The sequence below is a fragment of the Nocardia yunnanensis genome (genome assembly GCF_003626895.1).
Classification (GTDB): domain Bacteria; phylum Actinomycetota; class Actinomycetes; order Mycobacteriales; family Mycobacteriaceae; genus Nocardia; species Nocardia yunnanensis.
The window spans coordinates 1137355-1152162 of the sequence record NZ_CP032568.1 but is presented as its reverse complement, the minus strand read 5'-3'; the positions used below and the strand labels follow the sequence as shown (position 1 = coordinate 1152162).

15 protein-coding genes are annotated in these 14808 nt (G+C 68.5%); 9 read left to right on the top strand and 6 right to left on the bottom strand.

The window, feature by feature from the left end; all coding sequences use genetic code 11:
- Positions 1 to 26: 26 nt before the first annotated feature.
- Positions 27 to 590: an RDD family protein gene (locus D7D52_RS05440; protein WP_120735331.1), complete on the top strand. Its 564-nt coding sequence runs from the start codon at positions 27 to 29 to the stop codon at positions 588 to 590.
- A 65-nt stretch (positions 591 to 655) separates the two neighbouring features.
- Here the strand turns inward: D7D52_RS05440 and D7D52_RS05435 are convergent, their stop codons facing one another.
- Entirely contained in the window at positions 656 to 1018 is a 363-nt protein-coding gene (locus D7D52_RS05435) for an FKBP-type peptidyl-prolyl cis-trans isomerase (protein ID WP_120735330.1), read from the bottom strand.
- 91 nt (positions 1019 to 1109) lie between these two features.
- Between D7D52_RS05435 and D7D52_RS05430 the strand changes: the two genes are divergently transcribed.
- Both D7D52_RS05430 and D7D52_RS05425 read left to right on the top strand, forming a co-directional pair.
- The gene (locus tag D7D52_RS05430; protein WP_120735329.1) at positions 1110 to 1913 is read left to right on the top strand and encodes a TrmH family RNA methyltransferase; all 804 of its coding nucleotides are present in this window, start codon (positions 1110 to 1112) and stop codon (positions 1911 to 1913) included.
- Positions 1910 to 2203 (top strand): DUF2537 domain-containing protein, encoded by a 294-nt coding sequence (locus D7D52_RS05425; protein WP_120735328.1) that lies wholly within the window; start codon positions 1910 to 1912, stop codon positions 2201 to 2203. Before D7D52_RS05430 ends, D7D52_RS05425 begins: the two co-directional genes overlap by 4 nt.
- A gap of 18 nt (positions 2204 to 2221) precedes the next feature.
- On the opposite strand, the gene D7D52_RS05420 is transcribed toward D7D52_RS05425, so the two are convergent.
- From D7D52_RS05420 to serC, 3 genes are all read right to left on the bottom strand, one after another.
- The gene (locus D7D52_RS05420; RefSeq protein WP_246023648.1) at positions 2222 to 2956 is read right to left on the bottom strand and encodes a DUF6928 family protein; all 735 of its coding nucleotides are present in this window, start codon (positions 2954 to 2956) and stop codon (positions 2222 to 2224) included.
- 229 nt (positions 2957 to 3185) lie between these two features.
- Positions 3186 to 4232 carry a septation protein SepH gene (gene sepH, locus D7D52_RS05415; RefSeq protein ID WP_120735326.1) on the bottom strand — a complete coding sequence of 349 codons (1047 nt, stop codon included), beginning with the start codon at positions 4230 to 4232 and terminating at the stop codon, positions 3186 to 3188.
- 184 nt (positions 4233 to 4416) lie between these two features.
- The gene (gene serC / locus D7D52_RS05410; protein ID WP_120735325.1) at positions 4417 to 5541 is read right to left on the bottom strand and encodes a phosphoserine transaminase; all 1125 of its coding nucleotides are present in this window, start codon (positions 5539 to 5541) and stop codon (positions 4417 to 4419) included.
- A 193-nt stretch (positions 5542 to 5734) separates the two neighbouring features.
- Between serC and D7D52_RS05405 the strand changes: the two genes are divergently transcribed.
- The gene (locus D7D52_RS05405) at positions 5735 to 6469 is read left to right on the top strand and encodes a hypothetical protein (RefSeq protein ID WP_246023647.1); all 735 of its coding nucleotides are present in this window, start codon (positions 5735 to 5737) and stop codon (positions 6467 to 6469) included.
- 23 nt (positions 6470 to 6492) lie between these two features.
- Here the strand turns inward: D7D52_RS05405 and D7D52_RS05400 are convergent, their stop codons facing one another.
- On the bottom strand, positions 6493 to 7362 hold the full coding sequence (locus D7D52_RS05400) for a polysaccharide deacetylase family protein (protein WP_246023646.1): 870 nt from the start codon (positions 7360 to 7362) through the stop codon (positions 6493 to 6495).
- 198 nt (positions 7363 to 7560) lie between these two features.
- Here D7D52_RS05400 and D7D52_RS05395 point away from each other — a divergent pair, with 198 nt between their 5' ends.
- Positions 7561 to 8349: an RDD family protein gene (locus D7D52_RS05395; RefSeq protein WP_120735324.1), complete on the top strand. Its 789-nt coding sequence runs from the start codon at positions 7561 to 7563 to the stop codon at positions 8347 to 8349.
- A gap of 138 nt (positions 8350 to 8487) precedes the next feature.
- Here the strand turns inward: D7D52_RS05395 and D7D52_RS05390 are convergent, their stop codons facing one another.
- Positions 8488 to 9630, bottom strand: a complete 1143-nt coding sequence (locus tag D7D52_RS05390) for a citrate synthase 2 (protein WP_120735323.1) — start codon at positions 9628 to 9630, stop codon at positions 8488 to 8490.
- A 101-nt stretch (positions 9631 to 9731) separates the two neighbouring features.
- Here D7D52_RS05390 and pdxH point away from each other — a divergent pair, with 101 nt between their 5' ends.
- The 4 genes from pdxH to D7D52_RS05370 all read left to right on the top strand — a co-directional run bounded on the left by pdxH (position 9732) and on the right by D7D52_RS05370 (position 14791).
- Positions 9732 to 10472 carry a pyridoxamine 5'-phosphate oxidase gene (gene pdxH, locus D7D52_RS05385; protein ID WP_120735322.1) on the top strand — a complete coding sequence of 247 codons (741 nt, stop codon included), beginning with the start codon at positions 9732 to 9734 and terminating at the stop codon, positions 10470 to 10472.
- Positions 10473 to 10595: 123 nt separating this feature from the next.
- Positions 10596 to 11861 (top strand): MFS transporter, encoded by a 1266-nt coding sequence (locus D7D52_RS05380; protein ID WP_120743828.1) that lies wholly within the window; start codon positions 10596 to 10598, stop codon positions 11859 to 11861.
- A 184-nt stretch (positions 11862 to 12045) separates the two neighbouring features.
- A complete protein-coding gene (locus D7D52_RS05375; RefSeq protein ID WP_120735321.1) occupies positions 12046 to 13359 on the top strand; it encodes a citrate synthase in 1314 nt (437 codons plus the stop codon).
- Positions 13360 to 13582: 223 nt separating this feature from the next.
- On the top strand, positions 13583 to 14791 hold the full coding sequence (locus D7D52_RS05370; RefSeq protein ID WP_120735320.1) for a GNAT family N-acetyltransferase: 1209 nt from the start codon (positions 13583 to 13585) through the stop codon (positions 14789 to 14791).
- Positions 14792 to 14808 lie beyond the last annotated feature (17 nt).

Below are 14808 nucleotides of genomic sequence, written 5' to 3'. Positions count from 1 at the left end.
CCCCGCATCCCTCTGGGGAGGATCCGATGACGTACGGCAACGATCCCTACTCGCAGCAGCCGCAACAGCCCGGCGGCTACGGCTACCCGCCCGGCGGGGGCTATGCCGCCTATCCCCCGCAGCCCTATGCCCACTGGGGTGCGCGGGTGGCCGCGCTCCTGATCGACTCGCTGATCGTCGGCGTGCCGGCGGCGATCTTCTACGGGATCGGCTTCGCCATCGGGTTCAAGGACACGAACTGCGTCAGCGACTCCACCGACTCGTCCTACAGCACCTCGTGCTCGGGCGGGCTGTCGGCGGGCGGGCTGGTCCTGATCCTGATCGGGGCGCTCATCGCGCTCGTCGGGCGGCTGTACTTCATCTATATGGAGGGCAAGACCGGTCAGACGCCCGGCAAGAAGATGTTGAACATCAAGCTGATTCGGGAAGCGGACGGGCAGGTACTGGGCTTCGGCATGGCGTTCGTGCGGCAGATCTGCCATGTGCTCGACAGCCTGGCCTGCTACCTCGGCTGGCTGTGGCCGCTGTGGGATGCCAAGCGGCAGACCTTCGCCGACAAGATCATCAACAGCATCGTCGTGAAGGTGTAAGGCTCGAAAAGCGGTGGTCGACTGCGCTTTCAGCGCAGTCGACCACCGCTTTCTCGTCTCCGACGTCAGTTCAGGACATCGAGCAGATCGATGACGAAGACCAGGGTCTTGCCCGAGAGCTGGTGGCCGCCCGACTCGCCGTAGGCCAGCTTGGCCGGGATGGTCAGCTGGCGGCGGCCGCCGACCTTCATGCCCGGGATGCCGTCCTGCCAGCCCTGGATCAGCCCGCGCAGCGGGAAGGTGATGGCCTCGCCGCGATCCCAGGAGGCGTCGAACTGCTCGCCGGTGTCGTACTCCACGCCCACGTAGTGGACGGTCACGTTGTCACCCGGCTGCGCTTCCTTGCCGCTGCCCACTTCCAGGTCCTTGATCACGAGCTCGACGGGGGCGGGGCCGTCCTGGAACTCGATTTCCGGCTTGCTGCTCATGGGCTGTCCTCTTCGATTGGATCGGGATTCAGGTCCCGATCACCTTATCCCCGTGGATTCGCACCGCTGCGCCGGAGGCAGAATTGGCCCGGTGGCCGAAGTAATCGATATCGACGATCCGCGCGATCCGCGGGTCGCCGATTTCCGCGATCTCAACAATGCCGATCGTCGTCCCGACCTGCCCGGCGGCAAGGGTCTGGTGATCGCCGAGGGCGTGGTCGTGGTGCAGCGCATGCTGGCCTCGCGATTCACGCCGTTCGCATTGCTGGGCGTGGAACGCCGTTACGAGCAGCTGGCAGCGGATCTCGCCGGCGTGGATATTCCGTATTACCGGGCGGGCGCCGAGGTGATGGCCGAGATCGTCGGATTCCATTTGAATCGGGGCGTGCTCGCGGGCGCGTATCGGCCGCGCGAACTGAGCGCCGGCGAGGTGCTGGCGGACGCGCGGACGGTGGCGGTGCTCGAGGGCGTCAACGATCACGAGAACATCGGCTCGATCTTCCGCAATGCCGCCGGGCTGGGCGCGGACGCCGTGCTGTTCGGCGACCGCTGCTCGGATCCGCTGTACCGGCGGGCGGTTCGAGTGTCCATGGGCCACGTGCTGCGGGTGCCCTTCGCCCAGCTGCCGCCGTTCCCGGACGGCCTGAACCTGCTGCGCGACCGGGGTTTCCAGATCATCGCGCTGACCCCCAATCCGAAGGCCGACACCCTCGCCACCGCCATGACCGGCGATCGGGTGGCCCTGCTGCTCGGCGCGGAGGGCCCCGGGCTCACCGAGGAGACCATGCGGGCCAGCGACATTCGCGCCCGCATCCCCATGACGCCGGGCACCGATTCGCTTAATGTGGCGACCGCGGCCGCCATGGCCTTCTACGAGAGAGTGCGAAACCAGTGAGTCATCCGCCCGACGGACCGTATGGATACGGCTACTCCGAACCGACCCCGTGGGGGGCCGGGATCGCGGTCGTGGCGCTGGTGGCGGCGCTGGCCGCAGCGGGCGTGTACGCCTTCGGGGCCGCGCTGGCGCAGATTCATCCGCTGCTGTCGGTGGCGGTCAACCTGATCGCGGTGGGCGGCGCCGCGCCGACCGCGTGGCGGTGGCGGTTCGCGCCGGTGACCCGCTGGGTGATCGCGGGGCTGGCGGCGGGAGTGCTGCTGGCCTGGGTCGCCCTGCCGCTGTTCTGAATTCGCTGCCGAGAGGTGTCAGGACACCCGGTCGCGGCCGCGCAGCCAGCGCAGCAGTCCGCGCCGGCCGTCGTGCTCGACGGGCGCCGCGACCTCCGGTTCGAGCCTGGGCGCCTCCCCCTTGGGGAACAGCGAGAATCCGCAGACCTCGATCAGGCCGGCGGTGAGCACGTCCTCGGAACCGCGTTCGCGATAACGGAATCCGAGCCACTCCCGGTTGGCGGCTTCGGCGAATTCGGGCGGGTCGAACGGCAGCAGTTGCGGATCGGGCAGTTCGCCCGGCGCCAGGCCGATGGGGTGCTCGCCGGCCCAGTAGTCGCGTTCCCACACCCGCGGCATGCCCTCGTCCTCGAGGATATTGACCCGGGTGGCGCTGAAGGAGCGGCGGAATTCGCCGCGCTCCCATTCCGCGAACGCGCCCCAGCCCAGCGAGAGATCGTAGGACACCAGGTAGGTGTGCTCGGAGGCGAGCGGGCGCACCAGCAGCTCCGGCAGTTTGGTGGGGCGCGGCAGCGCGGCCTGGTTGGAGCACATGACGGTGACGCCGGGATAGCAACCGATATAGACGGATTCGGGGTCGGGCCCGGCCCACACCTTCATGGTGCCCGACGCCGCGGGCACCACGTCGCGGTCCGGGTTGAGCTGTTTGGCGAGCGCGAAGGCGGCGTCCGGGTCGGGGCCCGGGTGCTCACGCAGCACCGCCACCGGATCGGGCGCGTCGACATACCACAGGGATGAGACCGTTGACGGCACCGACGTCACCTCCCTCTGTCATTGCGCACAAGCTGGCTAACTATGAGCAATACAGGCGGCCGTCCGTCGGCAAAGACCGCCAACGGATTCGAATCTACCCCCGAGACGGCCGAAATGTCGCTGTTGCCGAACCTGTTTCGCGGCGCGCCGGGCAGCGGACGCTCCGAGAGTCAGCAACCCTCTAGCATCCTCTAAATTCGCGAGCGGCCCGAGAACGGGACGCGTGGGCTCAGTGGCCGGAGCTGCGAACCCCTAGGAGCACGTCTTCCCAGGACGGCATCGGGGCCTTGCCGCCGCGCTTGGCCCGATTCGCCTTCTGCGCGTTCTGCTTCGCGGCCGGCTGCGCCGAAGCGGGCGCGGGGGCCGGTTCCGGGGTGGCCTCGGCGGCGGGCACGGCCGGAGCCGGGGCGGCCGGGACCGCCGGGGCCGCGGGCTCTTTCACGGCCGGAGCCGGCGCCGGAGCGGCCGCGGTGGCCACCGTGGCCGGGGCGGCCGGCACCGTGCCGTCACCGACCGCGGGCCGCTGCTCGTAGAAGTCCTCGGACTCCTGCTGGGTGGCGACCCGTGCGGGCGCCGAATCGTATTCGGGCGCGCGCTCTTCCCGCGGCGCCGGCGCGGGCGCGGCCACCGGGACCGCCTCCACCACGGGCTCGGTCTGATCCGGCAGGATGGTCGCCAGGCCGCGCAGGGCCCGGCCGAAGTCGGGATCGATGAGATCGGAGGCCGGATCGTCCAGCGGCACCACCGAGCCGCCGTGCGCGTCCGGCTGGTAGCGCCAGTGCGCGGCGATCACCGAACGGCCCGCCTGCCACTGCAATTGGGCCACCCAGTAGCCCTTCTCGTCCTTCCAGGCGTCCCACTCGGCGACCTCGATATTGTGGCCGCGCTCGGCGAAGGCGGCGGACACGATCTCGATCAGGGTCTCCACGGCGGGACCGTCGTTGCGCACCGGGTGCGCCTTCTGCGCCAGCTCGGCGGCCCGGGCGCGTTCCAGCAGAACGGGATACGCGAAGCGCTCGACGCGCGAGAGCGGCATGCCCGACTCCTCGGTGACCTGCTCCACCGAGGCGCCCGCGCGGATGCGGGCCTGGATATCGCGAGGACGCATCGTGGCTTCCGTTTCGATCTCGATTTGGCCGAATCGGGCAAGATCTCCGCGGGCAGCGGCGCGCAGTTTGTCATCGGCGGCGAGCCGGTACTTCTGGCCGCTCTCGGTATCGATGCACACGATGTGCGTGGAATCGGGCGTCAATCCGATCACTCGAAGTTCACGCACCGTTACCTCCTGTTCGCTGCGTAACTCACAGCTATAGCTAGGCTCGCGACACCGCCCACGTTCTGGAACAGTAGTGCACTTCTGTTAATCATGGGGCAAGACACGCGGCGCGGAAATCTGTCGCCAGACTCCCGCGCCGCATAGTCTTACCTGTTTTCGATCTCCGCTGTGCCAGATTTTCGGCTCAGCCGAGCTGTCCCACAACCCAATCGATGCAGCGAGTCAGCTGCGAGACGTCCTCGGGATCGATGGCCGGGAACATACCGACACGCAGCTGGTTACGACCCAGCTTACGGTAGGGCTCGGTATCCACGATTCCATTGGCGCGCAGCACCTTCGCCACCTGGGCGGCGTCCACCGAATCGACGAAGTCGATGGTGCCGACCACCTGCGAGCGCAGCGCCGGGTTCTGCACGAAAGGCGTGGCGAATTCGCTGGTCTCGGCCCACGAGTACAGGCGCGAGGAGGAATCGGCGGTGCGCTTCACGGCCCAATCGAGACCGCCGTTGCCATTGAGCCATTCGATCTGGTTGGCGAACAGCAACAGGGTGGCGAGCGCCGGGGTGTTGTAGGTCTGATCCTTGGTGGAGTTGTCGATGGCGATCGGCAGCGACAGGAATTCCGGAGTCCAGCGACCCGAGTTCTTGATCTCCTCCACGCGCTCGAGCGCCTTGGGGCTCATCAGCGCGACCCAGAGGCCGCCGTCGGAGGCGAAGCACTTCTGCGGCGCGAAGTAATACACGTCGGTGTCGGCGATGTTCACCGGCAGGCCGCCCGCGCCGGAGGTGGCGTCGATGGCGATCAGGGCGTGCTCGGAACCGGCCGGACGCGACACCGGGATGGCGACACCGGTGGAGGTCTCGTTGTGGGCCCAGCCGATCAGGTCGGCCGAGGGGTCCGAGGTCGGCTCGGGGGCATCGCCCGGCTCCGACTTGACCACGATCGGGTCGCCGATGAACGGGTTGCCCTTGGCGACCGAGGCGAACTTCGAGGAGAACTCGCCATTGCTCAGGTGCAGCGACTTCTCACGGATCAGGCCGAAGGCGGCGGCGTCCCAGAACGCGGTGGTGCCGCCGTTGCCCAGCACGACCTCGTAACCGTCGGGCAGGGAGAACAATTCGCGCAGACCGGAGCGCACCCGGGCCACCACGTCCTTGACCGGCTTCTGCCGGTGGGAGGTGCCGAACACCGAAGCGCCGGTATCCACCAGGGACTGCAGCTGCTCGGGGCGGACCTTGGAGGGGCCGCAACCGAACCGTCCATCGGCGGGCTTGAGATCGTCGGGGATGGTCGGGAACGCAGAGGTCATGGCGACAAGGGTAGAGGTGCTATCACCCGAGTACGCGAGGGGGTCCGAAGCACAAAACCGTGCCGACCGCCCCGCTCTCGAAAACAGAACTCGGTGGTCACAGCGGTAAGCCCGGGGTCAATACTTCGAATGGACGCGGCGGCATGCGCGTATCGCTGTGGCACGAACCACAGAACGATTACGGTTTACCGCCATGGACATGGCCGCACACGAGCGACCGAGCACCACCCCGGATCAACCGTCCGGTCCCGCAACTCCCCCGCCCGGCCCGGGCCCGGATGGCCCGCTGCCGCGCCTGGGCCTGCTGGCCCGACTGTCCTCGCAATTCGGCTCCCGCGGTCTCGCCCGCCGCGGTCCCACCCTCGACGACGCCGCCCGCCGCGCACTGCTGCTGCACGGCGTCGAGGGCGCCGCCACCATCCTGAGCGTCCGCTCCGCGGCGAAAAACGATGCGGACCAAGAGTTCTGGGTCCGGGTGCAGCTCGCGGACCGGCACGGGTACGAGACGCGGGTGCGGCAGCGGGTGCACGCGGCGGATCGGGAGTGGATGCAGCCGGGCGATGTGGTGTGCTGCCGGGTGGATCCGGGCGATCACGATCGGGTGGCGCTGTATCCGCCCGCGCCGGAGGAGACTTCGCGCACCGGCGTCGCCAAGATTCTCGCCGACGGGCGGCGCGCGCGGGCCACCGTGCTGGCGGCGACGGCCGTGGCGGCCGACTACTCCGGTCGCGACGATCCGGTATTGCGGCTGGACCTCGAGTTGCACGCCTGGGACGAGCCGGGCCCGTGGCGGGTGCGGGTGGTGCAGCCGGTGCCGTTGTCGGCCATGGAACTGGTCGATCTGGGCCGCCACCTGGAGGTCGCCTTCTTCACCGTGGACCGCGGCGAATCCGTGGTCGTCGACTGGGCCGCCTCCCGCGAAGCCTGATCCGTACCCCGGTGCACGAACCCCTACGGCAGGTGCACGAACTGGAAGCCGTTGGCCTTCAAGGCCGGCAGGGCCGCGAGCATCCCGGGACCGGTGCCCGACTTCGGGCGGTGCATATGGGCCAGCGAGACCCCGCCGGTCTTGGCGACGGACATGTTCTGCTGCACCTGGGCGGCGGTGGCGGTCGCGCCGAAATCGGCGTTGAGCGAATAGCCGACCGGGGTTTCGCCGAGGTCCTTGACGATCGACACCGCCACATCGTCGTAGTGCGCGGTGCCCGCGCGGAAGAAGCGCGGCGCGTGCCCGGTGAGCGCGGCGATGCGCTGATGATTGCCCCACACCTCGTCGACCGCGGCCTGCGCGGAGCCGGTGCCCTTGATCTCGTAGGCGGCGCGGCCGGTCACCGAGAGCGGGCAGTGCGCGGTGCCGTGATTGCCGATCTCGAACAGCGGATTGTCGGCCAGCTGCCCGGCGCGGGCCGGATTGGCGTCGATCCAGCGCTTGTTCAGGAACAGGGTGGCCGGAATCTGCTGCGCCTGCAGGAAGGCCAGCAGGTTCTCGTCGATGTCGTTGTTGCCCGGACCGCCGCAGGCGTCGAAGGTGACCGCGAACTGCTTGCCGGTGGGATTGAACCCGGTGATGATGCCGTCGATATCGGTGCCCCACGCCCGCGGCTGCCGGCCGGCGTACTTGGCGACGACGGCGTCGGGATTGGCCGTGGAGATGGGCAGTTTGGCGGGTGCGGTCGCCGCGTCCGCGCCGCCCCGGGGCGGTTCCAGGATGCGATCGGACGAATTACCGCTCGCCACACCGCATCCGGCGGTGACGAGGCCCGCGGCCACCGCCGCGCCGGCGGCGAGGAAGCCGCGCCTGGAAACTCCTGCGTCGGGCACCGGTGCAGGTTATGTGAATTCGGTCCTCGAGGCCAGGACCAGGATCAGGTTTGTCGCAACCGTCGCCGACCGGCAACCGGTTCGCCATCGTTCCGCAACCCGCCGGGACGGGTGTGATCGATTTCCAGTTCATGCAATCGGCCCGGGTGCCCCAGACTGTAGCCTGCTCGACCGAATCAACCCTTTGCTAGGAATCGAATGACATACCCGAACAACCCGTATCCGCCGCAGCAGCCTGGATACGGCTACCCGCCCGCCGATCAGCCCGCGCCGGGCGGCTACGGCGCGCCGCAGCCCGGTTACGGAGCGCCCCAACCCGCCTACGGCGCACCGCAACCCGCGTACGGCGCACCGCAACAGCCGGCGTACGGCGCACCGCAGCAGCCGGCGTACGGCGCACCGCAGCAGCCGGCGTACGGCGCGCCACAGCAGCCGGCGTACGGCGCGCCCCAACCCGCTTATGGTGCACCGCAACCCGGGTTCGGCGCACCGCAGCCCGGATATGCTCCGTTCGGGGGATACGGAGCAGAGTATGCGAGCTGGGGCGCCCGCCTCGGGGCCCGGCTGATCGACAGCCTCATCGTCGGCGCGCCGGCGGGAGTGCTCTATCTCGTCGCCGTGACCGCGGGCACCTCGGAGCCCACCTGCACCACCAGCGGGTACTACACCTCGTGCGACACCGGTTCGTTGAACGCGCTGGGCGCGATCTGCTCGCTGCTGGCCTTCGTGCTCTTCCTCGGCGTCGGGCTGTTCTTCGCCTACCAGGAGGGCACCACCGGGCAGACGCTCGGCAAACGAGTGGTCGGCATTCGCGTGCTCAAGGAAGCGACCGGGCAGCCCATCGGTTTCGGCATGGCGGTGGTGCGCTACCTCGCGGGATACATCAACTCCCTGGCCTGCTACCTGGGCTGGCTGTGGCCGCTGTGGGACGAGAAGAAGCAGACCCTCGGTGACAAGATCGTGGGGACGATCGTCGTCAAGGGGTGAGCTGAGCCAACTCCCGGGGCCCTCAGGGGTTCTCCCTGAAACCCCCGAAGCCATAGGGAAGCGCCATTCTCCGCCCAAAGCAGTGGCCCGCAGCGAAACTCGCTGCGGGCCACTGTCGTTCGGCGTGAGCCGGTCGAATTACTTGTGCGACACCAGGTCCCAGCCTGCCACCGTCTCCGGCAGGCGCGGGGCCGGGCCGGTGTAGATGGCGGCCGGGCGGACCAGCTTGCCGAGCTTCTTCTGCTCGAGGATGTGGGCGCACCAGCCGGCGGTGCGGCCGCAGGTGAACATGGCGGGCATCATGTGCGCCGGCACCTCGGCGAAGTCCAGGATCACGGCGGCCCAGAACTCGACATTGGTCTCGATGGCGCGGTCGGGGCGGCGCTCGCGCAGCTCGGCCAGGGCGGCCTGCTCCAGGGCGGCGGCGACCTCGTAGCGCGGGGCGTCGAGGCGCTTGGCGGTGGCGCGCAGCACGCGGGCGCGGGGGTCCTCGGCGCGGTAGACGCGGTGCCCGAAGCCCATCAGCTTCTCCTTGCGGTCCAGGATGCCCTTGACCAGAGCCCGCGCGTCCCCGGTCTTCTCGACCTCTTCGATCATGGGCAGCACGCGGGCCGGGGCGCCGCCGTGCAGCGGGCCGGACATGGCCCCGATCGCGCCGGACAGCGAGGCCGCCACGTCCGCGCCGGTGGAGGCGATGACGCGGGCGGTGAAGGTGGAGGCGTTCATGCCGTGCTCGGCCGCGGACACCCAGTAGGCGTCGATGGCCTCCACGTGGCGCGGGTCCGGGTCGCCCTTCCAGCGGGTCATGAACCGCTCGGTAATGGTCTGCGCCTCGTCGATCTTGGCCTGCGGCACGGCGGGCTGATAGATGCCGCGCGCCGACTGGGCGACGTAGGACAGGGCCATCACCGAGGCGCGCGCGAGGTTCTCCCGCGCGGTGTCGTCGTCGATGTCCAGCAGCGGCTGGTAACCCCAGATCGGGGCCAGCATGGCCAGACCGGCCTGCACGTCCACCCGGACGTCGCCGGTGTGGATGGGCAGCGGGAACGGTTCGGCGGGCGGCAGGCCGCGGCCGAATTCGCCGTCCACGAGCAGGGCCCAGACGTCACCGAAGGTCACCCGGTTGCCGACCAGGTCCTCGATGTCGACGCCGCGGTACCGAAGCGCACCGCCGTCCTTGTCCGGTTCGGCGATATCGGTGGTGAAGGCCACCACGCCTTCGAGACCGCTCACGAAGCCGTCCGGGACGACATTGGTGGGTACCGCAGCGCTGGCAGTCATGTTGTGACTCTCCTTGCAAAATCGGGCCGCCCGATCCCTGGGCGGCCACGCCGATCATCTGGAGCTTAACGCGCGCATTACTGCGGAGTAACGTCTGCCCCATGGTTGACCAGGAGAAATTCGCCACTGCGCAGCACGCCGCCGCGGACCTCGACCTCGCGGCCCTGCGGGTCGAGTACGGAGTCGATCAGGGCGACAATCATCCGGGCCGCGAAACCGACCTCGACGAGACCTGGCTGTCCGACGGCTGGGAACCGTTGCTGCGCACCTGGATCGAGGATGCCACCAGCGCGGGACTGACCGACCCCAATTCGATGGTGCTGAGCACGGTCGAACTCACCGAATCCGGCCCGCGGCCGTCGTCGCGAACCGTGCTGTGCAAGGGCCTCTCTCCCGAGGGTGTGACCTTCTACACCAATTACGAATCCTTCAAGGGCCGGCAGCTCACCCAAACCCCCTATGCCTCGGCCACTTTCGTCTGGCAGGCGATGGGGCGGCAGGTGACGGTGCGCGGACCGGTGCGCCGCGTCTCGGACGAGGCGACCGCGGTCTACTGGCAGTCCCGGCCGCGCGGCTCCCGTCTGGGGGCCTGGGCGTCGGCGCAGTCGCGGCCGATCGCGTCCCGGGCGGACCTGGATCGGCAATTGGACGCGGCCGCCGAACGTTTCGCCGAGGTGAGCGATATTCCGGTGCCGCCGTTCTGGGGTGGTTTCCGGATCGAGCCCGAGACGGTCGAGTTCTGGCAGGGGCGCCGCAGCCGCATGCACAATCGGATCAAGGTCACCCTGGAACCGGGCAATACGGATGTCTCGGCCATGAAAATCGAACGCCTGCAACCCTGATCGCTCTCGTCGTGCATCGGAGTTGGATATCTCACGTTCAAATGGTGGGATGATGGGCCCATAATGCCTAGCCAACCCGCATTTGCGCTGGCTAGTGTCTGATCGGTGAAGCTGCTCGCCGACATGACTCCATTGCGGAATCCGGACTATCGCCGGTTGTGGACCACCGGGATCGTCACCGTCATCGGCGCGCAGCTGTCCGTGGTCGCGGTACCCAAGCAGCTCTACGACATCACCCACAGCTCCTCGTATGTCGGACTGGCCGGCCTGTTCGGCTTGATCCCGCTCATCGTGTTCGGTCTGTGGGGCGGCGCGCTCGCCGACGCCATGGACCGCCGCAAGATGCTGCTGATCACCAGCGCGGGCACCGGTCTCACCTCGCTCGCCTTCTGGGCGCAGGCCGCCGCCGGACTGAACAATCCGTGGCTGGTGCTGGTGCTGTTCGCCGTGCAGCAGGCGTTCTTCGCCATGAACCAACCCGCCCGCAGCGCCGTCTACCCGCGCCTGCTGCCGCCCGAGCAACTCCCGGCCGCCAACTCGCTGAGCATGACCGTGATGCAGTTCGGCGCGATCGCGGGACCGGTGCTGGCGGGCATGCTGATTCCGTTCGCGGGCCTGGCCACGCTGTATCTGCTGGATTCGATCGCCCTGCTGGCCACGCTGTGGGCCATCTGGAAGCTGCCGCCGATCCCGCCGCACGGCGAGGCCCGGCGCGCGGGCCTGCGCGAGGTGTTCGACGGCTTCGCCTATCTGGCCACCCAGCGCATCCTGCTGGCCTCCTTCGCGGTGGACGTGGTGGCCATGGTGTTCGGCATGCCGCGCGCCCTGTTCCCGCAGATCGCGCAGGACAGTTTCGGTGATTCCGCTTCCGGCGGAACGGCTTTGGGCCTGCTGTTCGCGGCCATGTCGGTGGGCGCGGTGGCCGGCGGGGTGTTCTCGGGCTGGCTGACGCGAGTGCGGCGGCAGGGGCTGGCAGTGATCGTGCTCATCGTGCTGTGGGGCGTGGGCATGGTCGGGTTCGGCCTGGCCGTCGGCATGGTCGGGCACGGGTTCGGGGTGACGCTCGCGCTGTGGATCGCGTTGGGATGCCTGGCCTTCGGCGGCGCGGTGGACATGTTCTCCGCGGCCCTGCGCACCACCATGCTGCAGTCGGTGGCGACCGACGAGATGCGCGGCCGGCTGCAGGGCGTGTTCATCGTCGTGGTGGCGGGCGGACCGCGCATCGGTGATGTTGCGCACGGTTTCGCGGCCGCCGCCGTGGGTACGGCTACCGCGGCGGCGGGCGGCGGTGTGCTGGTCGTGATCGGAATGATGGTCGCGGCGGTGGCTTTCCCGGCGTTCGTCCGCTACCGCGTCGCACGTGCGCATTCGGAGGTTCAGCTCGCCTGACGTCCGGGTTCATGCGCGTAGCACATGATCGCCGCTCGCCTCACACGCAAATACGGTAACCGTGAGGTAATAAGAGCCACCCTCATTAGTCGGGCGTCTTGGACAGCGACTAGCGTTGAGTCAAGCGCATCGCGCGCCGACCGCGTCCGGTGCCTACGGTTACAAGCCTGAGAGGGATCCTTCCGTGCCCGCTGAGAACATCATCAACGTCGACGACGACGCCAAGCCGGTACTGCAATACCCGGGCGGCGAGTACCCGATGACCGTCGCCAAGGCTGTCGAGGGCAACGACGGAATCGACCTGGGCAAGCTGCTGGCCAGCACCGGGTACGTCACCTACGACCCCGGTTTCATGAACACCGCGTCGACCAAGTCGGCCATCACCTACATCGACGGTGAGGCGGGCATCCTGCGCTACCGCGGATACCCGATCGAGCAACTGGCCGGCAAGTCCACCTTCATCGAGGTCAGCTACCTGCTGATCTACGGTGAGCTGCCGACCCAGGCCCAGCTCGACGATTTCACCGACCGCATCCGCCGCCACACCCTGCTGCACGAGGACCTGAAGCGGTTCTTCGACGGCTTCCCGCGCAACGCGCACCCGATGCCGGTGCTGTCCTCCGCGGTCAACGCGCTGTCGGCGTACTACCAGGATTCGCTGGACCCGCGCGATCCCGAGCAGGTCGAGCTGTCCACCATCCGGCTGCTGGCCAAGCTGCCGACCATCGCGGCCTACGCCTACAAGAAGTCGGTCGGCCAGCCGTTCCTCTACCCGGACAACTCGCTGTCGCTGGTGGAGAACTTCCTGCGGATGACCTTCGGTTTCCCGGCCGAGCCCTACGAGGTCGACCCGGAGATCGCCGCCGCGCTGGACATGCTGCTGGTGCTGCACGCCGATCACGAGCAGAACTGCTCGACCTCGACCGTGCGCCTGGTGGGTTCGTCGGACGCCAACCTGTTCACCTCCGTCTCCGGCGGCATCAACGCGCTGTGGGGCCCGCTGCACGGCGGCGCCAACCAGGCCGTGCTGGAGATGCTGGACGACATCAAGGCCAGCGGCGGCGACGTCAAGGAGTTCGTCCGCAAGGTCAAGAACAAGGAAGACGGCGTGAAGCTCATGGGCTTCGGGCACCGCGTCTACCGCAACTACGATCCGCGCGCCACGCTGGTCAAGCAGGTCGCCGACAACATCCTGGCCAAGATCGGCGGCGACGACCAGCTGCTCGACATCGCCAAGGCCCTGGAAGAGGCCGCGCTCACCGACGACTACTTCATCGAGCGCCGCCTGTACCCGAACGTCGACTTCTACACCGGCGTCATCTACCGGGCCATGGGCTTCCCGACCCGCATGTTCACCGTGCTGTTCGCCATGGGCCGGCTGCCGGGCTGGATCGCTCACTGGCGTGAAATGCACGGCGAGCCTTTGAAGATCGGCCGTCCGCGCCAGATCTACACCGGCTACGGCGAACGCGACTACATCGAGATCACCGGTCGCTGAGCGTAATTCGACCAACCCCGCCGCAACGCATCGTTGCGGCGGGGTTTTTCGTTCACAAGGACTTGTTAAGGATCTTGCTGGCCGCGCCCGGCAGTCTTGTTCCCGTGAGACAACAGATCTCACACGGGGGGAAGACCGGTGGTCACCTGCCGCGGCGGGGGCGGCAGGTGGCACCGGGAAAAATTCGGGTGCGGTGATCGAAAATTCGTGGGATGTTCGGGGTATGGCATCGACGACAGGTTTCACCGTGCGATCGGCGCGAGCAGACGAGCGAGACGAGATCTTCCGGCTGTCGGAGCTCAGTTTCGGAATGCGGATGGGCCCCGCCGAACGCGAATACGTCCCCAAGGTCTTTCGCACCGAGCGCGCCCTGGTCGCGGTGGACGGCGACCGGATCGTCGGCCATGCCAACGACCTGGTCATGACCGTCACGGTCCCCGGCGGCGGCAGCGTGCAGGCGTCCGGCGTCACCAGCGTGGTGGTCGCGCCCACCCATCGGCGGCGCGGCATCCTGCGGGCGATCTACACCGAACTGCATGCGCGCAGCGAGGCGGCCGGTCTGCCGCTGACCATCTTCACCGCCAGCGAGGGCACCATCTACGGCCGCTTCGGCTACGGCCCGTCGGCGGTGGTCGACGAGATCAGCGTGCGCGGACGGGCAGCCCAATTCCGTTCCACCACACCGGATCCCGGCGGCGTCGAGGTCGTCTCCCTGGCCGAGGCCAAGATTCGGGTGCCGCAGATCTACGACCGCTGGCGCCGGCTGGTGCCCGCCGCGCAGGCCAAACCCGAAGCCCGCTGGCAGCAGCGGGTTTTCGCGCCCGCCGTCCAGCAGGAGGGCGGATCGCCGCTGTTCTTCCTGGTCCATCCCGACGGCTACGCCATTCTGCGCCGGGCCTGGAGCTCGGAGGGCAAGAACACCGCGACCGTGCACGAGCTGCGCGCCATCACGCCCGAGGCGCACGCCGCCCTGTGGCGGGTGGTGCTGAGCCTGGACCTGGTCGACACCATCGAAGCCGAGATCTCCCCGCACGATCCACTGCCCTGGCTGGTGACCGACCCGCGCCTGGTCCGGGTGACCGGCCGCCACGACACGCTGTGGACCCGCGTCATGGACGTGCCCGCCGCGCTCACCGCCCGCACCTACCAGCGTGACCTGGACGTGGTCGTGTCCATCGAGGATCCGTTCCGCGCCGCCGGCGGCAGCTTCGCGCTGCGGGTCCGCGACGGCGTCGCCGAATGCGAGCGCACCGATCGCGCCCCGGACGCCGAATTCGGCATCGACGTGCTGGGCAGCCTCTACTTCGGTGCGCATCGGGCGCGGGTTCTCGCGGCCGCCAACCGGATTCAGGTCAAGGACCCGGCGCAGCTGCGCGCCCTCGACGAGGCGTTCGCGGCAGACCGGGACGCGGAGCTGGGCTGGTTCTTCTGATCCGGCTTCTTCCGACC